The following is a 23,072-nucleotide window of genomic DNA, read 5'->3' on the forward strand; positions in this document are numbered from 1 at the left end:
TGCCGCTAGTTGCATTGTTGCCTGAGAAGGTAACGGTGTTTGAGTTGGCGGTCCAACCAGCAAATACGTCAATATCAGCACTTGGTGTGTACCGAGCTTCAGCGGAGCCGAGCTTTGTTGCCGTTGCAGTAATGGCTCCGTTGTACCAACCATCAAATGTGTAACCGGTGCGAGTGGTGGCGGTTGGTAAGAACAGCTCGCCAGATGTTCTAGCCCTAGCGGTCACTGGAATTGAAGAACCGCCGTTGGTGTAGTAGCTAATTGTCTTGTAGCTGAATTCTCCGATTTGTGTTTCCGTTAGGCTTCCAGCAAAAATTCTGAGCGACCTGATTTGGCCCTCAAATTGCCTGTCAGCAGTCCAGTTACTCTTACCAATGAAGTTGTTGGAGAAAGTCACTGAGTTCAATGACATATTTTGATTGGTGTTCGCGACAGGAACACCGTCTTTAGTTATTAAACAAGAGCTTGAGGTTAGCCTGATGGTCCATCGATGCATCTCTTGGGTTGCTAAAGCTCCATTTGCTCTACATTGGGTGGAGACTCCAGATCGTATGGCATCTACAACCAGATCGTTTGTTGTTCCCACGCGTGCAATAAACAAACTGTCTAATCCTGAAGCAAAATTCAACTCACTTCCACGGCGGAAGTCAATAATTCGCTCCCAGTCATCTGCGCCACCAAAATTAGCTTCGAAGTCAATCGTTATTCCACTGCTGAATTGTCCTGTGTCGATGTCAGGCAGGTCAATGAAAGGTCCATTCGCATTATCTCCCCCAGGGAATTTCCAAGAACCAGATGAGAAGTCAATGTCGAAGCTATTGGCTACTGTGGCGCTTCGGGTTGCGTGGTTGTTGCGTCCCGAAAGATCGTTGACTGTTGTAGTGGTACCGAATGAGTTCAAGTCAGAAGAGTTGTAAGAAATGATAGGAATGGGCGTCAACGTTGCGGTGACATCGGCTGACACGGGCAAGTAGTGAGTTCGGCTAGCGGTAATGGTTGCCGTGGAGCTTTGACCGTTACCCACACCTGAGAAAGTAACTAGTCCTGTGTTACTGATGCTCACTGTTCCTAAAGTTGCAGTGCCGCTCCAGGTGTAGTCGGCATCGTAGTTTGTAATCTGAACCGATAGCCCGCTGATTGCAGACACTGGAGTTGCGAAGGTTGGGGTAAGTCCTGGGGCAGCAGCCACTACCAAGTTGAAAGAAGTGGTTGAGGTAGTAGCGCTATTGGCATCAGTCACGGTCGCCGTGATGGCGAATGTTCCCGACTGGGTTGGTGTTCCAGACAGCACACCACTGGAGCTCAAGGTTATTCCATTAGGAACCACGCTGGCGGTTGAGAATGTGCGAGGCGTTGATCCACCAGATGCTGTAAGCGTCAACGAGTACGCAGAGTTCACTGTTGCAGATAGCCCGCTCGATGGCGTTGTGATACTCAGTGCGGAGGACATCGTTAACGTTGCAGCTGACGAAGTGGCTGTAACGGTTGTGCCATTCAAAGTGTTGCTAACTACAACTGTGTAATCACCCGCATCAGAGGTTGCTGTCGGATTTATTGTGTAGCTAGAAGAGGTAGCACCAGATATGTTGCTGCCACCTTTTCGCCATTGGTAGCTAAGCACTCCAAGATCAGTTCTGGAAGCAGAAACGGAGAACGTTACCGACTGACCAGCGGTCTTGGAGGCACTTGTAGGCTGAGTGCCAATAACCGGAGTCACAGCTGGAGACCGCGTGGTGGCCGAGGCTTTTGTGCTTTCATCTGAGTTAGACCCAGAGTCTGCTGCGATAGCAGAAACGCTGATGTAGTACTCAGTACCGTCAGCGATAGCAGGGAAGTTTGAGGAGGTAATTGTCGTGCTCGTGCCCCCAACGCCAACGATAACCGCTGCTGCAGAGCCGGTTCCCGGGGCTTCGTAAACCCGAACGGTGTAGCTGGTCACGTCTGTCACAGCACTCCATGACACGGCGAGTGACTTTAATGTGTTTGCTGTTGCTGTAACTGTCGGGGTACTCGGAGTAGATAGCTTCGCTACAGCTACAGAGAAGCTTTGCTGAACCTGAAGAGCAGCAGCATAGGTTGAGTTTCCCGCCTGGTTAGCGTTTAGAACACAGGTACCGGCACTTTGGAAAGTTACTACCCCGGCGTTTATGGAACAGACCGAAGAAGCGCTGGCATCAACGGTAATAACTGGAGTTAAAGCTGAAGTTGCGCTTGCTGTTGGAGTGTAGCTTGCTCCGGTGGCTCGAGCATTGGTCGGAGAGGTTGATGTAAAGCTAACAGTCTGATCAATTTTGATGTTGTAAGTTCCGGTGGTAACCGCAGGTGTGCCGGTAATTTGGGCTGAAGTTGCAGTCAGCGTTGCAGTGAAAGTGATCGTGTGGGCACCAGCGTTATCAGAGATGCTTAGGTTGCTGAAGGTAGCAACACCTGTAGTGGAAGTAGCTACGGAGTCAGTTCCCGTTAGGTTCCCTGGCCCAGAAGCCAAGGTTGCTGTAATGGTGTAATCGTTTGAAGATGCGTTTGTGGCACTAAGGGTATTTGAGTAGCTATCTTGCAATGTCGCAACAGGAGGAGGATTGAAAGCGACCGCCATGAATCTATCTACTGGTTCAGAGGTTGGAACTTGGCTCATAACAACTTTGCTTGCGACACCGTAGACAGGATCAATAAAGTCAACGGTGTTTGGGGTGAAGGTTCCGGACTATTGAGTATATGTAACCGTTCCACCAGTCGAATTCACGGCCAAGTTTCCAGTTATGGAGTTGTTCCCAGGCAAGTTGACTGCGGCCGCGTGGATTGCAAGGTGAGTTTCCGTGATTGAACCCGCTAAAGTTCCAGTAACAGATCCACTAGTTCGAAGCGCCAGCGAGGTGGTTCCGCCTGGGGTCAGTGCCGCTGTGACGTTTATCGTTCCAGAGTTAGCTCCATCAACTTCACCAATTCTCACAACACTTGCAACTAGTCGGTCCAGCTCAGCGTCTACTAGGGAAAGTCTTCCAGCGGTTTCTGTGCCAAGGTCAATCTGGAGGCTGTTTGTTGCCGGGCTAATGGTAACCGCTCCGGAACTTGCAGTGACATTTGCACTTAGTGCCATAGAGTCTGCTTTGAGCAAGACGTCTCCCGAGTTAGACGTTACTGTACCAGAATTTGATATCGAGCTACCGTAAATTTCAATGTCACCCCCAGCGGTCGCGGTTTGATTACCGCTTACGGAGACTGCCGCTCCATAGAGCTTTATGTCTCCGGCAATTGAATTTGTTGTAGGGATGGTCAGGGCCTGGGTGTTTCCGGATCGCCCAATAGTTAGGCCGGTAATTCCCGTGTCAAGAGACAATCCTGACGTGGTAACCGCTCTATCAAACGAAGTCAAAGACGATGCGTTGCTGGCGGGTTGGATAACTACTCTTCCGCTTGTCTTGACCGTGGTTGAAGATGTTCCATTATTTGGGACGTGGAAGGAATCAACGTTCCAGGTAATGTCGGCGCTTGAAGTAGACATGTCCACCGAATTAATAGTTATAGCGTGTGCGCCATAGAAAGAGGCCCCGACAAACTGCGCAACATTCACGTGGTTTGAGCTGAAGCCATAGGCAGTTCCGTTGTCTGAAGTTGCCGAATCCCCGTTTAGCGTGATTGTGCCACTCTTAGCTAGAACTGCGGTGGAATTGAGTTCTAATCCAGAACCGGTCTGGTCACTGGTGAAGCCCGCGAGTTGGCCTCCTCGGCCAGTCAGGGTAACACCTCCGCTACTGGTGTTAGCAATCAAGTTCTTCGGTCCGCCAGAGGCTCGGTTGTACCATGACAAAACTGATATTCCAGATGCCCTAGCGCCTTTAGTTGAGGAGGCATCTCCCACTAACAAGATGGCATCAGAGGCAGTACTTGAATTTGTAATCGAAAGGTAATTAACCCCATTTGCTGCAACACCTTTGAGCCGGATAGCTTCGCTATATTCCGCACTGGTTGAGTTGCCATTTGATCGACCATAAATGTGAATCTTTCCAGTAGTGGCTGAGATTGAAGTTCCAGCGCCGACATAGAGACCAGCAGCTACTGATCCGGTGGAAAGGTTTTGGCCATGTCCGGCAATAAAGATGTTTCCTGCACCGGAAGAGAGTGTATTCAAGTCACCAATGTCTATACCAATAGTCCCAGCCGTTAGCCCGTAGGCGTAACCATCGGGTAGACCATCACCAGACTGACGCCCACTTGTGACATTCGAGCCGCCATTATCGGCTCCTCCTGCAAGAGTGATTGCACCACCGGAGGAGGTAAGCGAAACACTTGTCCCCGTTGTGATTCTTCCTGAGCTGTTGCTGTCCGAGTCAGACCACAGCGTGATTGATCCACCAGCTGTGGTCAGCGAAACTGAGTTACCGATTGCCACGTTTCCAGATGCCTTCAGAACTAGATCGCCAGAATTAGTCAAATTGGCGTTGAACGTCGCATTTCCTCCAGTGGTTGTAAAGGTCAAGTGGCTATTTGCCCCTCCTTGACCTGTTACAGCATTACTGACAGTTATGTTGCCGGTGCTCTCAATAGTTGTGCTTCTACTTGCTAGTGAAGTCTGCAAGGTTGTGGTGTTGATTGTCGATGCTGCAGCAGAGTTTGCCATCCAAAGACCATCAACAAATGAGCCATTCGCGTCAGCCGATGTACTGACCGTTACGGTCGTTGGAAGGGTTCTTATGGATACTGCATCTGTCACCGAAGAGTAGCCGGTAGCTGTGAACGTCAAGGTATACGAAGTTGCTAAAGTACCGGTTGCAATTCCCAGGTTTGAGAAAGTAGCAACTCCGGAGGCATTAGTTACAGCGGTTTGCGTTCCACTAAGAGTCGCCCCCGAGCTAATTGCGGCGGTAATCGTGACTCCTGATTGAGAAAGATTTGCGTCGCCAAAGCGAAGCTGGATCGAAGGTTGGGTGGTAAGGGCTCTTCCAGTCACGGCGAAAGTTAGGTCAGTTGCGGTTTGAAGTTCAGATATCCCGTCCCACTTTGCGTAAAGCGTGAAGTTGGCTGTTTGATCGTGGGTGTAAGGGAACGAAACTTGCGTGCCAGTCAAGTCCTCTGCGGCATACCAACCAGCAAAAGTCCAACCAGTCCTGGTTGGATTAGTCGGAGCCGAACTGAGAGTTGTCGCTGTAGTAGTAGATCCGTCGGTGACAACGGATCCACCATTTGAGTTGTAAGTGACAGTCAAAGTGTTAGCAATCCACTTTGCATAGAGAGTAAAGTCCGAGGTTTGAGCGTGGGTGTAGGGGAAGGTTGCTTTTGACCCGGTCAGGCCGATGTTTGGGAACCAGCCATCGAAGGTATATCCCGCTCTAGTTGGGCTAGTTGGTGCAGCAAGAGTTGTGGCTGTAGTTGTAGTTGTTGCGGTTACGCTCGAGCCGCTATTTGATTCAAATGTGACGTTCAGAGTATTTGCTGTCCACTGAGCAAACAGCGCCAAATCGCTTGTTCTTGTCACAGATTGCCCGTTGGTAAAGCTTGTTCCGGTTCCATCCGCGAGAGTATTCCAACCAGCAAAGGAATAACCGGTTCTTGAGAAGGCGTTAGTGGTCAGATTAGTGGCTACGTTCTTTGTCACTGTTTGGCTGGACATAGAACCGCTAGTCGAATTGTTCCCATCGAAGGTAATTGTTTGGGTACTTACAACAACGTTGTAAGTACCGGTAGTCGCTGACGGAGATCCGGTGATTACTGCATCGGTTGACGGAGTTACCGCTGCGGTGAAGGTTACTGTGTGATTGCCAATGTCAGAAATGGTCAAATCATTGAAGGTCGCTTGACCTGATGTGGAAGTAGTCACGGATGTGGTTCCACCTAGGGTTGCAGGCCCGGATGCCTTTGTGGCAGTTACTGTGTAGTCGTCAGAGGATGCGTTCGAAGAAGTTAGAGCGTTTGAATATCTATCTTGCAAAGTCACGATGGGTGGTGGGTTGAATGCAAGAGCCATAAATGTGTCTACCGGTTGATTGGTTGGAACCTGACTCAAGACAACCTTGCTTGGGACACCATAGACCGGGTCGATTAAGTCGACGGTGCTTGGGGTAAAGGTTCCAGAGGTTTGGTTATAGGTCAAAGTTGCACCAGATGCACTCAGTGCCAAACCGCCAGTTACGCCATTGTTTCCAGGAAGGTTTATCTCGGCAGCATCTATGGCAAGGTTTGCAATTGCAATTGAGCCTGATGTTCCAACAACAGAACCACTAGTACGAAGAGCCATGGTGTCAGTTCCCGTTGGAGTCAGTGCAGCCGTGATATTTATGGCTCCGGAGTTTGTTCCGTCAACTGCACCGATTCTCACAACGTCAGCAACGAGGCGGTTAAGCTCTGCAGCCACTAATGACAGCCTGCCGGCAGTCTCTGTTCCCAAATTGATTTGGATCGCATCGGTCCTAGGCGCAATCGTGACTACGCCGGAGGCGGCAGAGACCGTTGCGCTGAGAGCCATTGTGTCAGCCTCAAGGTAGATGCTCCCTGTGGTAGCCGTCAGCGCTGCTGAGTTAGAAATCGAGGTGGCAAAAAGCTCGATGTTTCCGTTCGCCGTTACTGCAGCCGTAGCCGCTAACGCACCAGACAAATACGCCTTGAAATCTGAGCCGGCAGTGAGAGTTCCTGTGCTTAGGGTGGCTGAACTCGCAGGGCTAGAGCTTGCTCCAATCTGAATTGAACCAGATGCAGTTAACAAGTTTGTGCTCTTTGAGAAAGAAGTGGTCGGGTAAAATTCTATGTTTGCTGATCCAGTAGTTGTTATTGCAAAGTCAGCAGACTGTGCTCCACCATAAAGTTCCAAATCACCCGAGGATGTGACCGCGCTGCCGAGCGTAATATCTCTGGTGTTTTCTGCGCTTCCGACAACCAAGCCACCAACATTTATCGTTGAGCCTGTCAACGGGAAGGTCAAGCCAGCTGAAAAATTCTGTCCCGCAGGAGGCACAAGGGATAACTTTCCATCGGAAGCAATTTTAAGGGCGCCAGAGCTTTGGGTGGAAATTTTAGAAGAGATAATTTTGAGCTCGCCACCGGTTCCACCGCTCACTCGTTCATACTCAAATGCCCGGGTGGTTGCGTTTCTTGATAAGACCACTTCGCCCCCCTTGCCGTCCACCAAAGAGTCGCCATTCTTGGTGGAAAGCAAGACTCCAGCCAGGAAGACGTTGTATCCGTCTGAGGCTGAGTCACCTGCAATTACGATGTCAGAGTTATCGCCATTGGTTACAACGCGAGTCTGCTGGCTCAGGGTTGTAGAAGAGCCAGTGTTTCCTAGCATCACGCCATACGTTCCGGTAGTTACGTAACCTTCGATCTTTACTGCCTGGGTGTGATCCGAGAAGTTCTTGGTCGCCTGAATTTCGGTACGAGCCGTTCCCGAATCAAAGTAATTAAACACACCAGCGGCCGTGTTATTCAATCCCGAGGCCCCGGCTGCCTTACCGTACATGTCAACGGTCGCTCCCGTGATCTTTACACCGGCCACCATTTCAATTCCGGAGGATGTTGTCGAGACGTGACTCGACTCAGCTTTCAAGGAAATGTTTCCTGTTCCTGAAAGAATTCGAACTACGTTTTCTGCGCTGGTAGAACCAATAATCAAACCATCGTTTGCATTAGAGGCTGCGTTCCCTGAAGGTAGCGAGGCGTTGTTCGCGTCGGCAGCACCGCCTCCGATAGTTATGTCCGCGCCAGCTGCAGATGATTGTGTAGTGCTTAGTTGATTAAAGTCCCCCAAGCTCACGCCACCGCTGGACGTTGTGGTCCAGAAAGTTATTGGCCCACCTATGGTTCCAAACAATCTCGGGCTAGCTGCGCTTGCGCCGTCGTTAGAGGTGATTCGACCTGCTGACTTCACGAGAATTCCACCGCTGCCTGCTGTGATGTTGGCATTCAGCTCGGTTGTTGCTGTGCCTAGTGCCTCCACTGAAACCTGGTTGCCTGCGGTAGCGGTTGAACCGACGGTCATGTTCCCGCCAGAGGAAAGGGACACATTCGTACTGGCAGTTAATGTTGCTGAGGTCGTAATTGCTCCCGAAGATGAAGTTATGGAAATAGCACCAGCTGAAGAGTTGATTGCAGCTGTGGAATTAGTAATAGCTCCTGAACCCGAAATCGTGATGTTGCCAGTAGCGCTAATGGCAGCTGTTGGGGAAATTGAAGAGCCTCCACTTATGGTCACGGCTCCTAGCGTTGAGGTTAGTGCGCCTGCACCTACATAAGTAGTGCTCGGGTAAATGAATATGGATCCAGCGGAAGTTGTGACAGGCGTTGTTTGGGTAATTGCAGATCCGTAAAGAGTGTAGTTACCGGTTACATTTATCGCGCCACCGGTAACCGTCATGGTCCTGGTGTTTGTGGGCTTACCAATTGTCAGGCTGGCGTTACCAGTGAAGGTTTGGTTTGTAAGAGTTGTGTTCTCGGAGAACAAGTTAGCTACAGGTTCGATAACCACATCTCCGGTTGATTTGTAGATCGTGGTACCGCTGCTGTAGCGATCCCCCCTCACGGTGATGTTGCTAGAGGAGGTTGTATTTGCAGTGGCTCCAATGTTCGTAGTGGCCCCGTCACCTGTCTTTATGCCAAGGGTTCCGCCATTGATTGTTATTGCTCCCGAGGAAGAAACTATGTTGGCAGCACCAAACCACACTCCAAAGCCCGTAGAAGCCGAAGTTCCAGTTAAGTTAATAGCTCCTGACGTCGAGGAGACGGTAGAGGTGTTGTGAATGTAGACACCTTCCAGGTTCACGCTATTGCCTGATATCCCAGTGCCGTTCATCGTTATGGAGCCAGTTGTTGTAGAGACGGTTGAGCCATTCAGCTCGATTGCTTCATCCGCTACTGGCCCCGCGGTGAAGGAAATGTTTCCGCCCGTTGAATTCACCGTGCGAGACGTGAGAAGAAGTTTTCCACTTCCACTAAGAGATATGTTTCCAGTTGCTTCGAAGTTCCCAGTCGGTGTAATTGAGCTTCCACCAGAGATTGTCAAGGTGCCACTCGTGGCGGTCAGAGAACCGGCTCCGCTATAGGTGGTCTTGGGCGTGATGTTAATGCTTTGAGCAGAGGTGGTGCCATTCACAGTGACGGTGCTATCTGTCGAGCTAACCGTAATGGCGCCGGAGCTGGCTGTCACTGCGGCCGAAGCCACAGTTGTTTTTGCCGAGAGAGTGACGCCGCTAGGTGCAGAAACAGCGTTAGTTAGATTGATGTTGGCACCGCTAGAGGTAATTGAAGCGCTTCCTCCTGAAGAGGTGAGCGTTCCAGATGTGGCACCAGAGGTCGGGTTTGTAATCGCCCCCGAACCTGACAAAGTTATGTTTCCTGTTGCTGTAACCGGTCCCGAAACCGCAACAGTTGAGCCGCCGCTAATCGAGACGACACCACTTGATGCCCCAAGTGCTGCGGTTCCTGCATAGGTAGTTGTTGGTGTAACACGAATTGCCGCTGCACTGATCGCACCGGAACCAACGTCAACTGAGCCGGAGCTTGAAATCCCAACGTCACCACCCGCTGAGATAGTGTGCGTGGTTTTGGAGAAAGATTTAGATGAACCTGTAGAAGTAATAGTTACGTTGCCACTGGTCGAGTTGATGTTTGAACTAAGAAGCAATGTGCCACCATCAATAGCTACATTGCCGACGGTTTGAATTGGACTGGAGGCGGTTGTGCTAGTTCCCATGTAAGTCAAATCCGAAGTAGTTCCAGATCGCCCAAGTGTGAAGCTAGCCAAGCGGGTAGGAGTTGAGAATCGACCGAACCTCCAGTTGCCGGCAGTTTGAGCTCTGGTGAAATCTGTTGCTGATGAAACAACACCGCTAGTGACTGTTGCGGGCTGTATGGTTACGCTACCTGAAGTGTTAATTACCGTTCCATAGCCAGCTTCCCACGAATAGACACTGTTTGTATTTATAACAACATTTGAGGACGAGCTGGATAAATCCGCAGTGACTCCGCCCGGAGTTGTAATTGATGAACCGCCGACTTCCCCGCCGCCAGAGGCTGCCCAAGCCCCAATTCTAAAAAGACTTGCATAGTTTCCTCTCCAGCCGGTGGCTAGACCTGGAGTTGTGCCATTGCTGTTTCCAATGGCATTAACGGTGATTGGTCCACTTTTTGCTAGGACGTCTGCAAACTCAATGTTTACGCCCCAGCCATCCCCTCCTGAACAAGAAGTCGAAGTGCTTCCCAAGCCTGTTAAAGTAATTCCTCCGCCAAGTCCAGTCGCGAGAATCTGAGAGCCCTGATATCCTCGGCTGGCGCTCCAAACACCGTGCCACCATCCGGTAATTCCTCTGGAACAAGCTGCTCCAGCCTGTGAGTCTGAATAAATGGTGATTGCGTCAGAGGTTGTGGCATTAGACGAAACCACAACTGGGGTCGTGTTGTCCTCCCAGTTTAGGATGATGCCTTGGCTCCAGTTGCTTGTGCCTGCTAGGGCTCGTCCCCACATCGCGATTCGACCGGTGCCGGAATCTACGCGTGCACCATTCTTTAGGGCTATGTGTGCGTAGCCGCTCAAACTGCTTGTTGACTGAGCTCCGGCAATAAAGATATCGCCTCCTTTTGAGTTCAAGAGAGTTCCACCCTCGATAAAAACTCCCACATCCCATGCATTGTTAACGCTCATTCCAACGGCGTAACCATCCGGCAATCCATCACCTGCTACAACGCTGCTCCACTTACCTCGAGAAGTGGTTATAGAAGCGTCAGCTCCTCCGTCATCCAAGCCACCGGCTAGCCAAATCTTGCCGCCGTTGGTTTCAATTGAAGAGCTGGTATTTAGGTAAATCGTGGTTGATGACTTGTTTGTTCCAGCAACTTTGTCGTAACCAGTCCAAACAACAACATCTCCACCAGCAGTAACCAATTTGTCGCTGGTGTCTAGTAGGAATCGGCCTGCAGTCTTTAATCGAATTTCACTACCTGAGCCACCTGTTGTAGTGAGGTTTGAGTAGATCAGGACGTATGAGGTTGATGTACCTGTCAACCGAATACTGCCAACAGCGGTTAAGTTGGCGTAAGTGATAACGTTTGCACAGGTGACGGTCAAATCTCCAGCGACGCTAATTGCACCGCCTGAGTTGGTGAATTCTCCAGACCCACCACAATTCATAGTTAGAGAACGACCAGTGGTTGCGTTACTAACTGCCGCAGATACTGTAATGGCTCCAGTGCTATCGAGTTGAAGATTGCTGGACGTGAGCGCGGTCTGAAGATCTGTATTGAGAATGTTGGAAGCTCCTGCAGAATCTGCCAGCCACACACCCTGCACAAAATTTCCATTAGAACTGCTAGAGCCTGAAATTGTTATGGCAGTAGAAAAAGTCTGTAACTTAATGGTCTGTGTGGCGTTGGCATATCCAGGGGCGCTGTAAGTTAACGTGAGTGTGCCGAGCGTTCCCGAGGTAAACCTTAAGTTTGTAAAGCTCGCCACTCCAGAACTATTCGTTGTTGCAGTCGCCCCAGACAGAACCCCAACCCCAGAAGTCACAGCCGCGGTGACGACAATTCCACTTGAAGCTAGGTTGCCACTGGCGCTGTTCTTAAGCTGAATAACAGGCTGGACAAGGATGTCCGCGCCAACTCGAGCCCCATTTGCAGCGGTTGTGACAGCTAGCGATGGGGCTGCATAGGAAATGCTTATGGTTCCGGAACCGCCGGTACCACCATTTCTGAAGCGATCCGTTCGACCATCAATGGTGTACGCGTATATCTCGCCGTTTCGAGCACCAGCGCCACCACCAGATCCGGAGTTTGCCAAACCGTGTCCAGCAAAGTAATCAGCGAGGTTGTCATTGAAGTTACCACCGGAACCTACTCCACCACCGCCAGTGCCTCCGGATCCACCATGTCTGATGCCGCCGTCGGATATTGCACCACTTCCACCGCTTCCAATGAATGTGCCGCCAAAAAGAATCGAAGTAGCTCCATTAGAGCCGTTGTAACCACTGCTCGCCCATCCAGCAGGAGGAGAAGCAGCGCCCGTTCGGCCAGTGTGCGAGTATGTGCTGCTAAGTGAGAATGAGCCCGCATTGACCACAGGCTGAGATCCACCTACCCCCCCCGGCCATGGAGATATTCCAATCGGGCCAAACACCAGGTGAGCCTCCATAGGTAGTAATTGAGAAACCGCTAGCACTCTGAGTGATAGATGAGTTTCCACCTGCTGAACCGTTAGGTGTATAAGCTTCGCCGTTCACAGCAGTGTGTGTTACTCGAGTACCACCAACTCCAACTGAGATTGCAAATTGTCTTCCTGTGTTTCCGTTTAGGTTAACAGTGGCTTCGTACATGGAGCCCGATCCACCACCGCTACCTCCATCGGCACCACCTCCTCCACCACCGGCGATTACGAGTGTGTTGAAAGATGTCACACCAGCTGGAGCTGTCCAAGTATTCGAACCGGTAGCAGTAAATCTCAGAAAGCAAATGCCTGACGAAAGGGAGACAGCCACTCCAGTAGTACTAGTCACGTCAACTTGACACTGATTAGAGTCCGAAGAAACTATTGCAGCATTCGAAGTCTGTGTTGACGCCAGAAGCACCGCCAAAGCCAGGCCTGGAATCATCCACTTGAGTACGCGCTTGGATCTGAGGGCTGCAAACACGGGCTTGGCGGCATTTTTACCCCCAGAATTGGGGTCTTTTGGGTCTATTTTGGGTAGGGAAAAGCCACTAAACAGCACCCTTCCGAATACCCGAATCGCCATCTCTAGCCACGCCTCACAAGTGTCGAGAAATCCCTTTGTTTTCCTAGGTTTTGGGGACAAAAAAAGATTACCAATACCCTTATATGCACAAGTTTAATAAGTGGGGTTAACCACCTGTTTTGAGGGCCTAGAACGTGTCTTTTCGGAAAAATTCTTAAAATTAGCCCAAAATCGCTATTTCTGAGGACTTTGCTAGGTTTGGGGGATGGAACCCATCAAAGTTGTGTTTTTAGGTCTTTATTTCGAGGCTTGGGATGCCCTTGACGAGATCTACCAAAAAATGGCTAAAGACCCTCGTTTTCAGCCAATTGTGGTGTCCATGCCCAGGAAGCTAACTGGCCAATTGGCCTATGCCCAGGAGGAAAAGGCCCATGCCTTCTTCGAAGGCAAGGGAATCCCGCATATTCGGCTAGATTCCGGGGGTTCGGGGAGCCAAAACCTTGAGGGTTTAGCCATTTTGAAGGATTTAGCCCCTGATTATGTCTTTGTGAACTACCCCTGGCAGCGAAACTACCAACCGGCAGTGAGGTTTGACCACTTGGTGGAATTCACCAGGCTCGTTTACGTTCCATATTTCTCACTTGTGATGGTCGATGAGCCAGATGATGAGCCTGGTGGTGGTCAAGGTGATGCACCGGTCGCAACTCATCTGTATACACAGCGTCTTCACCAACTTGCTTCTCTTGTTTTCACACAAGAACGAGACGTTGTTGATGCATATGCGTTAACTGAACGTGGAAATCATCATATTCACTTCACCGGTTCACCAAAAATCGATAATTTAGCGCATGAAGCAGAAGCAGGAAGGTCTTCTTGGCCTCTTGAAGATGGAAAATTCAAAATAGTTTGGGCTCCGCATCACTCGTATTCACCGCACTGGCTTAACTTTGGAGTTTTTTCAAAGATTTATGTGCAGATGTTGGAATTTGCAAAAGCAAATTCTGATATTCAGATTGTTTTGCGACCACATCCGTTCCTTTGGAGCACGCTCACCGATAGGAAAGTCCTAACCGAAGCTGAATTGTCTTCTTGGAGAAAGTCTTGGAGTGAATTACCAAACACTTCGGTTGATGAAGCAGGTTCTTACGCTGGTTTGTTTCTAGCTACCGATGTTTTGGTTACCGATGGAATTTCATTTTTGGGTGAGTATCCGCTTATTACAGGAAAGCCTGCAATCTTTTTCGAAAATGCAGACCACTGGAAGTTCAGTGCAACAGGTGAAACTGCTGCAGCAAGTTCAATCAGAGTAAAAAACTTTGCAGAGCTAACAGAGATGGTTGAAAAGGCAATGAACAATTCTTTGCCAAGTAGAGAAATTGAGATTCAAAAACTAGTTAAAGCAAGCTCACCTCACCCTGGAGAGTCAGCTAGTCGGATAATTGAAATCGTCTATGACGATTTCGCTAATGGTCCATCTCCCCTAGTCTCCAAGGAGTCCATCAAGGCAACCCCTTGGGAGCTAGCTGCCGGTCGTGAGCCCTTCGAGGACTAGTAACCGCCCTAGAACCCAGTAAATTAGCGGTATTTGGGCTAGTTAGCCTTAGGGGGTAATTGTCAGGGTTGCGGTGTCTGGCTTTAGCTCAACCCAGGTGTTTCCAGGGGCAAGTTTTATCACAGCACCGGTTGAATCTAGTAATTCAATGGGTGAGGTCTGAGTTGCCTTGGACCAGGTTCCTTCGATGTGCTTGCCATCAACAAAGACCCAAACTTTTCCAGAGCCGACCATCACGGTCTTAGGAATAACTCCGTAGCGAACATCTCGGATGCTGCTGTCAATCTGCACTTCTAGAACAACAACGTTTTTAGCTCTGACTTGCTCCTCTGAAACGCCATCCATGTGAGGCTCACCGTCCTGGCTGCGGAGCAGATTGCCCGAGCCATCGCCCTTCCAGTAACTCGTAGCGTCTGGGTATTCAATGGTTAGATCGGTAGTTGCTTTTCCGGAGCTAGCAGAGGCAGGTTCGTAGTCTTTTGTCTCGTCCAAGAATGCCGCGTAGTTAAAGATTGACTGTGGTGCAGCAAGGTCTTCGTGCTGAGACTGAAGTAGACCCATGTCAACAACCATGTTGTGTGGAGCAAATCTTTCTGGAGTTCTAGAGAAACTGTTTGGCTTTACTGACTGCTGAGTGTTCTCATCAGCTAGGTACAAAGAGGTGTCCTGAAGCAAAGCAATGAACATGTCTACTCCTCCGGAGTAGCAAAAGATGCCGCCAAAGGCGGCTGCAATGTCAGCGTCCATTGGACGAACAGATCTAACTGGACCAACTTTGTCCACTGGCTGTGAGTGCCAAGTGGCAACCAACCTGGTCAGTCCACCTTCAACCATTTGAACGTGGACGATGTCTGTCTTGTTTAGGTTAAATTGAGGTCGACCAGCTGGAGCGTTATCTACTTTGCAAGTAACGGCAGGAAGTGCGTTGGTGTCTGGGATCTCAGATTCATTCATGTAGGCAACACCAGTTAGCGGAGCAATCGGGTAAACAATCGCTTCTGGTTCTTCAACCCGAGGCTCAGCACATCCTGCAAGAACTAGTCCGGCGACAGCCAAAACAGAAACTGTTTTTGTAATCTTCAAAGTTGAACTATTCATGCCGGCTATTTCCCTTTTCCTTTGTTGCTAGTCGTTCATCGGATCAGCGATGCCAACATAGACAGTTTCTAGATACTCTTCGATTCCTTCAAAACCGCCTTCACGGCCTAACCCTGACGATTTTACTCCTCCAAATGGCGCAGCAGGGTTTGAAATCACCCCAGCGTTTAGTCCAAACATGCCGACTTCAAGCTTTTCCGCGAGTCTTAGCCCACGATTTAGGTTTTGGGTGAATGCATAAGCGATTAATCCATACTCGGTGGAGTTTGCAATCTTGACTGCTTCGTCTTCGGTCTTGAAGGTAACAACCGGTGCCACAGGACCAAAGATTTCTTCTTTGAGAATTTCTGCATTTGTTGGCACATCAACTAAAACTGTTGGTGGGTAGAAGTATCCCTCACCTGTTGGAATAGCTCCCCCGGTTAGAACCTTGGCGCCCTTAGAAACGGCATCAGCTACCAGAGCGTGAACGGTGTTCCTGCTCTTTTCGTCGATAAGAGGTCCGATGTTGGCTCCGTCTTCGGTTCCTCTTGAAACTTTGAGCTTAGACATTTTGTCTGCAAGACGCTTGGAAAACTCTCCGGCTACCGATTCGTGAACAATCATTCGGTTGGCTGCGGTGCAGGCTTCTCCCATGTTGCGAAGCTTAGCTAGCATCGCGCCCTCTACTGCCTTATCTAGATCGGCATCTTCGAAAACAATGAACGGTGCATTGCCACCAAGTTCCATCGATACCTTTAGCACTCGATCAGCGGAGTCAGCAATAAGTGCTCTTCCAACACCAGTAGAACCAGTGAAGGAAAGTTTGCGAAGTCTTTCGTCCTTGATTATCGGCCCAGTAACCAAACCTGGTCTTGTGGTCTGGACAACGTTGATGACTCCCTTTGGTAAACCAATGTCTTCCAAGACCTTTACGAACAACATTGAAGTCAAAGGTGTCAGAGCAGCTGGTTTTAGGATCATGGTGCAGCCAGCTGCGATGGCTGGCGCCATCTTTCTTGTAGCCATTGCCAGCGGGAAGTTCCAGGGGGTAATAAACAAGGAAGGGCCAACTGGCTTTTTTAGAACCATGATTCGGTTCTTGCCATCAGGTGCTGTTCCGTAGCGGCCAGTTATTCTTGGGGCCTCTTCGGAGAACCAGCGCAAAAACTCTGCTCCGTAGGCTACTTCGCCCTTGGCTTCAGCAAATGGTTTACCCATCTCTAGGGACATTACAAGTGCAAACTCGTCGGCCATCTCGGTTACTTTTTCAAAGGCTGCGCGCAAGATCTCTGCGCGCTCTCTTGGAGCAGTTTTGGCCCAGGCGGCCTGGGCGTTATGGGCAGCCTCGATGGCAGCCATGCCATCTTCAGGGGCAGCGTCAGCAATAGCGACAAGCACCTTGCCGGTAGCTGGGTCGATTACATCAAGAGTTTTCTTGTCGGCTGATTCTTTCCAAGAACCGTTAACAAATATGCCCCGTGGAACAAGATCTAATACGCGCTTTTCATCTGCAGCGGAGAACATCTGGCACTCGTCCTTACAGGCTCTTTAAGCCTTGGTGATTTGGGCTTTCTGGTTCAAGTCTACTTATAGACCTAAAGCCAGAGCCGAAGACCGTTGGTCTTCGGCTCTGTGGCTTGTAGTTAGGCCTTGGCTACTGTGGTGTCCAGCAAGATGCCTGGACCAAAGGTAGTGGAAAGAGCTGTCTTGATAATGTACTTACCCTTTGAGCTTGCTGGCTTCAGACGCTGAATCTCGTCCATAGCTGCAGCTAGGTTTTCAACTAGCTGGCTAGCTGAGAAGGAAGCCTTACCAATAATGAAGTGAAGGTTGGACTGCTTGTCGATACGGAACTCAATCTTTCCGCCCTTGATGTCAGTTACAGCCTTTGCAACATCTGGAGTAACGGTTCCAGTCTTTGGGTTTGGCATTAGGTTACGAGGACCAAGAACTTTTCCAAGGCGGCCCACCTTACCCATTAGCTCTGGGGTGGAAACTGCGGAGTCGAAGTCGACCCATCCGGCAGCTACCTTTTCAATCAGTTCGTCGCCACCGACTTCGTCGGCTCCGGCTTTGATAGCAGCTTCAGCTGCTGGACCGGTTGCGAAAACGATTACGCGGGCAGTCTTACCGGTTCCGTGAGGAAGCGATACAGTTCCACGAATCATCTGGTCTGCTTTGCGAGGGTCAACACCTAGCTTGACGGCAACTTCAACAGTTGAGTCAAACTTCTTTGATCCGGTCTCGCGAACCAAGGCAATTGCCTCGGCTGGGGTATAGAACTTACCCTCGGTGATTTTGCTTGCGGCTTCTAAATAAGCCTTTGATCTTTTTGGCATGTGCTGTTATTCCTTTTCTGGTCACAGTTGTGGTTAGCGAACCGATCTGGTTCTCCCACGACTTCTTTAGTTTTTTTGTTGCTTTTGGTGCTTTTGCCTAAGGTTCTAGGCGTCGACGGTAATACCCATGGATCGGGCGGTTCCGGCGATGATCTTTGCAGCTGCTTCAACGTCGTTGGCGTTTAGGTCAGCCATCTTGGTCTCGGCAATCTTTAGTAGCTGCTCCTTGGAAAGGTGCGCCACTTTGTCAGTGTGAGGGGTAGCAGAACCCTTTGGTACCCCTGCAGCTTTCTTGATTAGCTCGGCTGCTGGAGGAGTCTTCAGGATAAAGGTGAAGGAACGGTCTTCGTAGACGGTGATCTCTACCGGTACGACGTTTCCTTTTTGGTCTGCAGTTGCGTTGTTATACGCGGTGCAGAACTCCATGATGTTCACTCCGTGCTGACCTAGAGCCGGACCGATCGGTGGAGCTGGGTTAGCAGCGCCTGCCTGGATCTGAAGCTTGATCATTCCAGTGACTTTTTTCTTGGGTGCCATTTGCTTGTTTTCCTTTTTTAGTGGTTTAGATAAATCTTTAGTTCAGTGGTCCGACTTGTTCGAAGCCAAGCTCCACGGGAGTCTCGCGCTCGAATAGGGAAACCAATACGGTGAGCTTTCCAGACTCTGGCTTGATTTCAGAAATTGTTCCAGGAAGACCTGCGAAGGATCCGTCCTTGATCATGATGGACTCGCCAACCTTGAAATCAATCTTGATTGGAACAGCGCGAGCTTTACCCTTGACCATCTGAGTTCCCTTAACCGCAGCCTTAGCGGAAGCCTCTTCTGGAAGAACGTAAAGGGTCTTTAGCATTTCGAATGCTTCGTCTGGTCTCAAGGGAGTCGGGTTCTGAGAGTTACCAACGAAGCCGGTGACTGCTGGAGTGTGACGAACAAGTGACCAAGACTCTTCAGTCATTTCCATGCGAACTAGAACATAACCTGGAATGCGGACTTTGGAAACTAGCTTTCTCTGACCGTTCTTGATTTCAATGGTGTCTTCCATTGGAACCTCGATCTGGAAGATCTTGTCTCCACCGTCGATTGCAAGTTGTCTGTTTTCGATGTTCTGCTTCACACGCTTTTCATATCCTGCGTAGGAGTGAACTACGAACCACTTTCCAGGTTGCGAGCGCAGCTCGGCCTTGAATACGCGGTATGGGTCCTCGTCCTTAGCCGCTTCTTCAGAAACTTCGGAAGAGGAGCTTTCTTCAGAAACCGAATCGGTTTCCGCTACAACAGCAGCGTCTTCAACAAAGAACTCTTCTGAGACTGGAGCCTCGGGGGTTCCCTCTGGTGCTTGGTAAGGAGTGTTACCAAAAGTAGGTGTCTCGACAGGAGCTTCCGGGGTAGCGACCGCGGTCACTTCTTCAACCGCAGAGAAAGCTGCTGCGGGTGCGGCAGTGGTCTCGGTCTCGAGTTCTGTCTGTTCGATCTCGCTCAATTGAGGTTTCCTTGTCTGAAACTAGTTTGTTGGTGTGAAGGTGAATGTAACGAGGTTGTAGAAAACGAAGTCCATACCGGAAAGAATTGCCATCACAACTACTACGAAGGCTAGAACTACTCCCGTAAAGCTAACAAGCTCCTTATGAGTAGGTCTAGTAACTTTACGAAGCTCAGCTAGAACCTGCTTGAAGAACAAAATGATTCTTCCGAAGATGTTGCGAGTTGCAGCGCGATCGGCCTTGGCTTTTACTACCAAGTCCTCTGCTGGCTGAAGCTCATCTGCCATTACTACTTCTTTCCGATCTATCGTTGTCTGCAGGGCGGACAGGACTCGAACCTGCAACCTGCGGTTTTGGAGACCGCTGCTCTACCAATTGAGCCACCGCCCTTTAGGGGCTAAACAGCTTCGTTGATCAAAGGACAAATGACACACTTCTAGATTGAATCTAAATATGGATAATTTGCCAGATTAGGCTTCCCGCAGCTGTCAACTACTGACTCCTACTCTAATCTGCCCTCCCCCAGATTGCAAAGGGTCGATCCTTACCTGAAGCCTCCAAGCTAGGCTTAGATACGTGAACGCCTCCCGAATCTCCAAGCGAATAGCTGCCATAGCTGAGTCTGCGACCCTCAAAGTCGATGCCAAGGCCAAAGCCTTACAGGCTGAAGGTCGCCCAGTAATCAGCTACGCAGCTGGGGAACCTGACTTTCCGACCCCCGCTCATATCGTTGAAGCAGCTAGCAAAGCTGTTGTGGACCCAAAGAACCACCGCTATACCCCAGCGGTTGGTCTTCCAGATCTTCGCGAAGCAATCGCCCAAAAGACCCTAAGGGACTCCGGCACTGAAGTTACCGCTAGCCAAGTCGTTGTTACTAACGGTGGCAAGCAAGCCGTTTATCAAGCCTTCGCCGTGCTGCTCGATGCAGGCGACGAGGTTTTATTGCCTACTCCGTATTGGACTACTTATCCAGAAGCAATTGCACTTGCTGGTGGAAAAACAGTTGAGGTTTTTGCAGGAAGCGAACAGGGCTACAAAGTCACCGTTGAACAGCTAGATAAAGCAAAGACTGCCCGCACCAAGGTGCTACTGATGTGTTCACCTTCTAACCCAACCGGTGCGGTTTATTCCAAGGAAGAGATTGGGGCAATCGGTAACTGGGCACACAAGAACGACCTGTGGGTAATCACCGATGAGATCTATCAGAACTTGGTTTATGACGGCATAAAGGCTTATTCAATTACTGAAGTTGTGCCAGAGCTAATCGACAAGACGATCATGGTCAACGGTGTTGCCAAGAGTTACGCGATGACCGGATGGCGTCTTGGTTGGATGGCAGGACCAGCAGATGCCATGAAGGCTGCTGCTAACTTGCAGTCGCACCTGACATCAAACGTGAACAACATCGCACAAAAAGCTGCGCTCGCTGCCCTAACTGGAGCGCAAGACGAAGTTCAGAACATGCTTCAAGCATTCGATCGCAGACGAAAGCTTGCTGTTTCCGAGCTTGGCAAGATTGACAACTGGTTGGCTCCAATGCCACAAGGTGCCTTCTATGTTTACTCGGACGTTCGAGGACTTCTTGGAAAGAGCTGGGCTGGCAAACAAATCAACACTTCTTTGGAGCTTTGTGATCTCATCTTGGAAAAAGCCGAGGTTGCGCTAGTTGCTGGTGAAGCGTTTGGACCTTCAGGTTATGTTCGCATGAGCTACGCACTTGGCGATGAGCCAATTGTTGAAGGCATCCAGCGCCTACAAAAACTCTTTGGCTAAAACCCAATCAGGTTTGGTTCTGGAACCAAGTTGATTCCAAATTTCGCTGCAACTCGTTCTTGAATGTATCTTGCGAGCTCGACGATTTCATCTGCCGTTGCACCACCGCGATTGGTTATTGCCAAAGCATGCTTTTGAGAAATTGCAGCTTTTGACCCTGGCAAACTAAAGCCTTTATCAATTCCAGATTGCTCAATCAACCAAGCTGCGCTTATTTTGACTGTTAATCCATCATCTTCCGGTGTTTCCCAAGATGGGGCATCGGCAGGAAGTGTTCTAGCGAATGTGTCACTAACGATTGGGTTTGTAAAGAAGCTGCCACAGCTCACACTGTTTGGATCCTTTGGATCTAGCACCATCGATTTAGAAGCGCGAAGCTTGAGAACCGACTCCCGCACTTGAACCAAACTTGGCTGAGCTCCCATTTCAGAATTGAGATCTTTTGCAATTTGACCTGAATAGAGCGGCCTGGCTTTGCCAGCAAGATCTAGAAGTTCGATTTCGATAAAGGTAATAAGTCCTAGTCTTCCTTTTTTGATTGCGCTATCGCGGTAACCAAATTTCATATCTTTTGGCTCAAGGATTACCAGCTCACCTGATTCGTAATCTAAAAACTCTGCTTTCAAAAACACATCACTTAGTTCTTGGCCGTATGCACCGATGTTTTGTACCGGCGATGCTCCAACGCTTCCTGGGATACCGCTCATGGCTTCAATGCCAGCGAGTCCTTCGCTAACAGTTTTGGCTACAAGCTCATCCCAATCTTCACCGGCTTGGATTCGCCAGATTTGCTTATCGCCAACAGTTTTCTTTTCGATGCCCTTGGTTTTGATTTGAATAACGGAAAGATCTTCAATGCTTTCGGAAACCACCATGTTGGTTCCGCCGCCAATAAGTAACCAGTCTTCGCCAGATGCCCAAACTCTCTTGGCGCAGTCAATTAATTCCGCGGTTGTCGAGCAAACGATTAGCTCAGCTGGCTCGCCACCAACGCGCATCGATGTTAGCTCGGAAAGCTTGGTCACTAGATACTCACTCGAACTTGTGCTTTTCCTAGAACCACAACATCGTCGCAGGTTGCCGATAGGTCGATTCGAGCGACTTTCGCAGCCTCGTCTACTTCAACTACCGTTGCGTTCACAACCAAAGTTGCGCCCTTGACTGCATCAACTAAAACAGGTTTGGTGAAGCGAACCTGGTAGTCAATTACTTTTCCGCTGTCTCCTAGAAAATCCACCACGGACTGCACTGCAGCTCCCATGGTGAGCATGCCGTGAGCTAGCACTCCCGGTAGGCCAACTGCCTTTGCAACATCGTCGCGGTAATGAATTGCGTTGAAATCCCCTGAGGCTCCGGCGTAGCGAACCAGGCTCTCACGGGTGAAGTGAAACTCTCTGGCGGGAAGTGCTTGACCGATAGTTAGGCTCATGCTTAACCTCGCACCACAAGAGTTGAGATTGCTGTGCAGACAAGGTCTTGGTTGGAGTCAAAAATCTGAGTTTCGAAGCTGACCATCGAATTTCCTGCCAGCTGTTTGACGCTGGCGACCTTTAGTTCGCTAGTTAGCTCATCGCCGGCGACTATGGGCCTGACGTGAATAAAGCGCTGGTCGCCGTGAACAACCCTTGAAAAATCTAGGGCGGCTTCTTTGTCGGTAATTACCTGTGTTAGCGAACGCTCTTGAATCACCACTGCGAAAGTTGGCGGGGCGATTAGGTCTTTATAGCCCTGCTTTTTGGCTGCTTCTAGATCTAGATTGGCTGGGTCTTTAGAGAAAACAGCTTTGGCAAATTCGCGGATTTTTTCGCGGCCGACAAGGTAACTAGAAGTCCTTGGGTAAATTTTGCCTTCGATAGCTGGATTGACCATTTGTTAACTGTATCTAGGTCCTTGAAGAATCACCCGTTGATTGATTTGGTAGCGGAGGCGGGACTCGAACCCGCGACCCCACGATTATGAGTCGTGTGCTCTAACCACCTGAGCTACCCCGCCGGGGACTAAACAGTTGTATTTCTCTTGTTAGCTTATTAGTCGAGCCCCGAGACAGGATTGAACTGTCGACCCCTTCCTTACCATGGAAGTGCTCTACCACTGAGCTATCGGGGCGTTTTTGGATTGAACCTAGCAACTAAAGCAGATTAGCACGGCTGTAATAGGGCTAGCAAACAGTTCTAGGTAGCTCTTGTTCTAGGCTTATGGG

At 49.8% G+C, this 23,072-nt stretch carries 14 protein-coding genes and 3 tRNA genes; 2 read left to right on the forward strand and 15 right to left on the reverse strand.

Annotated elements, in window-relative coordinates:
- The 3 genes from AC9UCN_RS00005 to AC9UCN_RS00015 form a co-directional block, all read right to left on the reverse strand.
- Positions 1–2,632 (reverse strand): beta strand repeat-containing protein (locus tag AC9UCN_RS00005; protein ID WP_509522733.1); only part of this gene is annotated, 2,632 nt, incomplete at its 3' end.
- Between the two features lie 69 nt (positions 2,633–2,701).
- Positions 2,702–12,037, reverse strand: a complete 9,336-nt coding sequence (locus AC9UCN_RS00010; protein ID WP_509522736.1) for an InlB B-repeat-containing protein — start codon at positions 12,035–12,037, stop codon at positions 2,702–2,704.
- Positions 12,009–12,707, reverse strand: coding sequence for a glycine-rich domain-containing protein (locus tag AC9UCN_RS00015; RefSeq protein WP_509522738.1), 699 nt, complete (start codon positions 12,705–12,707; stop codon positions 12,009–12,011). The genes AC9UCN_RS00010 and AC9UCN_RS00015 overlap by 29 nt, the downstream gene beginning before the upstream one ends.
- Positions 12,708–12,912: 205 nt before the next feature.
- Between AC9UCN_RS00015 and AC9UCN_RS00020 the strand changes: the two genes are divergently transcribed.
- Positions 12,913–14,199 (forward strand): CDP-glycerol glycerophosphotransferase family protein, encoded by a 1,287-nt coding sequence (locus AC9UCN_RS00020; protein ID WP_509522740.1) that lies wholly within the window; start codon positions 12,913–12,915, stop codon positions 14,197–14,199.
- Positions 14,200–14,247: 48 nt separating this feature from the next.
- Here the strand turns inward: AC9UCN_RS00020 and AC9UCN_RS00025 are convergent, their stop codons facing one another.
- From AC9UCN_RS00025 to AC9UCN_RS00055, 7 genes are all read right to left on the reverse strand, one after another.
- Positions 14,248–15,297 (reverse strand): DUF3048 domain-containing protein, encoded by a 1,050-nt coding sequence (locus tag AC9UCN_RS00025; RefSeq protein ID WP_509522742.1) that lies wholly within the window; start codon positions 15,295–15,297, stop codon positions 14,248–14,250.
- A 27-nt stretch (positions 15,298–15,324) separates the two neighbouring features.
- Positions 15,325–16,803, reverse strand: a complete 1,479-nt coding sequence (locus tag AC9UCN_RS00030; RefSeq protein ID WP_509522744.1) for an NAD-dependent succinate-semialdehyde dehydrogenase — start codon at positions 16,801–16,803, stop codon at positions 15,325–15,327.
- 119 nt (positions 16,804–16,922) lie between these two features.
- Complete coding sequence (rplA, locus tag AC9UCN_RS00035) at positions 16,923–17,618, reverse strand: 50S ribosomal protein L1 (RefSeq protein ID WP_509522746.1); 696 nt, start codon at positions 17,616–17,618, stop codon at positions 16,923–16,925.
- A 105-nt stretch (positions 17,619–17,723) separates the two neighbouring features.
- Positions 17,724–18,155 carry a 50S ribosomal protein L11 gene (gene rplK / locus AC9UCN_RS00040; RefSeq protein WP_509522748.1) on the reverse strand — a complete coding sequence of 144 codons (432 nt, stop codon included), beginning with the start codon at positions 18,153–18,155 and terminating at the stop codon, positions 17,724–17,726.
- Positions 18,156–18,192: 37 nt separating this feature from the next.
- Complete coding sequence (gene nusG / locus AC9UCN_RS00045; protein WP_509522750.1) at positions 18,193–19,098, reverse strand: transcription termination/antitermination protein NusG; 906 nt, start codon at positions 19,096–19,098, stop codon at positions 18,193–18,195.
- Positions 19,099–19,119: 21 nt separating this feature from the next.
- Entirely contained in the window at positions 19,120–19,386 is a 267-nt protein-coding gene (gene secE, locus AC9UCN_RS00050; RefSeq protein WP_509522752.1) for a preprotein translocase subunit SecE, read from the reverse strand.
- A gap of 30 nt (positions 19,387–19,416) precedes the next feature.
- Positions 19,417–19,489: transfer RNA gene (locus AC9UCN_RS00055), tRNA-Trp, on the reverse strand.
- 186 nt (positions 19,490–19,675) lie between these two features.
- Between AC9UCN_RS00055 and AC9UCN_RS00060 the strand changes: the two genes are divergently transcribed.
- Positions 19,676–20,872 (forward strand): pyridoxal phosphate-dependent aminotransferase, encoded by a 1,197-nt coding sequence (locus tag AC9UCN_RS00060; protein ID WP_509522754.1) that lies wholly within the window; start codon positions 19,676–19,678, stop codon positions 20,870–20,872.
- On the opposite strand, the gene AC9UCN_RS00065 is transcribed toward AC9UCN_RS00060, so the two are convergent.
- From AC9UCN_RS00065 to AC9UCN_RS00085, 5 genes are all read right to left on the reverse strand, one after another.
- The gene (locus tag AC9UCN_RS00065; protein WP_509522756.1) at positions 20,869–21,897 is read right to left on the reverse strand and encodes a UDP-N-acetylmuramate dehydrogenase; all 1,029 of its coding nucleotides are present in this window, start codon (positions 21,895–21,897) and stop codon (positions 20,869–20,871) included. The genes AC9UCN_RS00060 and AC9UCN_RS00065 overlap by 4 nt on opposite strands.
- Positions 21,897–22,301: a MaoC/PaaZ C-terminal domain-containing protein gene (locus tag AC9UCN_RS00070; protein ID WP_509522758.1), complete on the reverse strand. Its 405-nt coding sequence runs from the start codon at positions 22,299–22,301 to the stop codon at positions 21,897–21,899. Before AC9UCN_RS00070 ends, AC9UCN_RS00065 begins: the two co-directional genes overlap by 1 nt.
- Positions 22,302–22,303: 2 nt before the next feature.
- Entirely contained in the window at positions 22,304–22,741 is a 438-nt protein-coding gene (locus AC9UCN_RS00075) for an FAS1-like dehydratase domain-containing protein (RefSeq protein ID WP_509522760.1), read from the reverse strand.
- 46 nt (positions 22,742–22,787) lie between these two features.
- Positions 22,788–22,864 (reverse strand) — tRNA-Met (locus AC9UCN_RS00080).
- A gap of 42 nt (positions 22,865–22,906) precedes the next feature.
- Positions 22,907–22,978: transfer RNA gene (locus AC9UCN_RS00085), tRNA-Thr, on the reverse strand.
- Positions 22,979–23,072 lie beyond the last annotated feature (94 nt).

Origin of the sequence: Rhodoluna sp., assembly GCF_036721215.1 — a bacterium.
Lineage (GTDB): Bacteria > Actinomycetota > Actinomycetes > Actinomycetales > Microbacteriaceae > Rhodoluna.

Excerpts from the sequence above, each read along its gene's own strand:
- AC9UCN_RS00025 (WP_509522742.1), bottom strand. The coding sequence starts at position 15,297 with ATGAATAGTTCAACTTTGAAGATTACAAAAACAGTTTCTGTTTTGGCT.
- secE (WP_509522752.1), bottom strand. The coding sequence starts at position 19,386 with ATGGCAGATGAGCTTCAGCCAGCAGAGGACTTGGTAGTAAAAGCCAAG.
- rplK (WP_509522748.1), bottom strand. The coding sequence starts at position 18,155 with ATGGCACCCAAGAAAAAAGTCACTGGAATGATCAAGCTTCAGATCCAG.
- AC9UCN_RS00070 (WP_509522758.1), bottom strand. The coding sequence starts at position 22,301 with ATGAGCCTAACTATCGGTCAAGCACTTCCCGCCAGAGAGTTTCACTTC.
- AC9UCN_RS00075 (WP_509522760.1), bottom strand. The coding sequence starts at position 22,741 with ATGGTCAATCCAGCTATCGAAGGCAAAATTTACCCAAGGACTTCTAGT.
- AC9UCN_RS00020 (WP_509522740.1), top strand. The coding sequence starts at position 12,913 with ATGGAACCCATCAAAGTTGTGTTTTTAGGTCTTTATTTCGAGGCTTGG.
- rplA (WP_509522746.1), bottom strand. The coding sequence starts at position 17,618 with ATGCCAAAAAGATCAAAGGCTTATTTAGAAGCCGCAAGCAAAATCACC.
- AC9UCN_RS00015 (WP_509522738.1), bottom strand. The coding sequence starts at position 12,707 with ATGGCGATTCGGGTATTCGGAAGGGTGCTGTTTAGTGGCTTTTCCCTA.
- AC9UCN_RS00030 (WP_509522744.1), bottom strand. The coding sequence starts at position 16,803 with ATGTTCTCCGCTGCAGATGAAAAGCGCGTATTAGATCTTGTTCCACGG.